The sequence below is a fragment of the Psychrobacter sp. I-STPA6b genome (assembly GCF_020662265.1).
In the GTDB taxonomy this organism is placed as follows: Bacteria; Pseudomonadota; Gammaproteobacteria; order Pseudomonadales; family Moraxellaceae; genus Psychrobacter.
Window position 1 is genome coordinate 1 of record NZ_VEWM01000012.1, and the last position, 472, is coordinate 472.

The following is a 472-nucleotide window of genomic DNA, read 5'->3' on the forward strand; positions in this document are numbered from 1 at the left end:
GGCATGATCCGCACCGTGGCGCACCATACTGGAGTCAGCACGTTCACCGATACATAGGGATAACGCATCTAATAGTAAGGATTTCCCTGCGCCTGTCTCTCCGGTAATAACATTGAAGCCTTCGGCAAAACTAAGCTCATTTTGGGAGATCAAAGCAAACTGGCGTAAGGTTAAGGATGTGAGCATCCGCGCATCTCATTGACTGCAATAGGATAAGATAAAAGGCAGGCGTACGTTAAACTAGCATAAGCTACTAGTCAAAAATTGTGAATAACTGCTGGTCTTAGACTAACGATAAGGCACAGGAAAAGCAACCAGTCAGTACAGTTATCAGTGTCAACTATGCCAGTATCAACTTTAGATAAATTCTCTTAAGTTTATGCAAGCAGTCATAAACTTTATAGGGATAATATGTTAGCATTAACCTACTTAACGCCAAGTAACTTTTCTAGCTTTTTTGATGGTTATAGGC

Annotated in this window: 1 protein-coding gene; it reads right to left on the reverse strand. The window is 41.3% G+C overall.

Features of this window, described 5'->3' with window-relative positions:
* Window positions 1-186, reverse strand: a 186-nt coding sequence (locus FHK88_RS02425) for an AAA family ATPase (protein ID WP_227429206.1), incomplete at its 3' end; no start/stop codon positions are given.
* Between the last annotated feature and the right edge of the window lie 286 nt (window positions 187-472).